The sequence below is a fragment of the Azospirillum himalayense genome, assembly GCF_042657465.1.
Classification (GTDB): Bacteria; Pseudomonadota; Alphaproteobacteria; order Azospirillales; family Azospirillaceae; genus Azospirillum; species Azospirillum himalayense.
In genome coordinates this window covers 1-561 of the sequence record NZ_JBHSLC010000099.1, presented here as the reverse complement: position 1 = coordinate 561, position 561 = coordinate 1, and the positions used below count along the sequence as shown (strand labels likewise).

At 64.2% G+C, this 561-nt stretch carries 1 pseudogene; it reads left to right on the top strand.

Annotation, left to right across the window (positions count from 1 at the left end):
* Nucleotides 1–455 precede the first annotated feature (455 nt).
* Nucleotides 456–561: pseudogene (locus tag ACFPMG_RS27770) on the top strand (IS66 family transposase); the annotation flags it as partial.

Genomic DNA, 561 nt, shown 5'->3' with positions numbered 1-561 from the left:
CTACGACGGCGATGGCATCGACGACGTGCTGTGGCGCCAGCAGGGCACCGACCAGATGGCCGCCTGGTTCATCCACAACAAGGGCGGCTCGGTCGGCATCTCCGCCTACCTGCTCAACAGCGCCGCAGGATGGACCCCCGTCCGCCCCGCCGGCAACCTCGTTGGCGCGGGATGAGTGTTCACCCAAAAATATGTCGGAATGGATGGATATTCTGTCGATTTGATCTTGTCCGAAACGGCGAACACTTTGCAGCTTCAAGACACCAATGACCGCGTACTCGCGCTCGGCGGAAACGATGCGGTCAGTTGGTAATTGCTCACGGGGCGGCACCGTCAACCTGTTGACCACCCAGTTGCCGGGGCGGGCCATGCGGGGTATGGGACGGCATGACGACGCGCCCCGATCCCCGCTACGCCGGCTACCGCTATCCCGCCGAGATCATTGCGACGGCGGTTTGGCTGCCCATGTCGTGGTGGCGAAGTTCGCCTGGCATCTGCCGCTGTACCGGCAAGCGCAGATGTTCGCCGGTCAGGGCGTGGCGCTCGACCGCGCCACCCTGA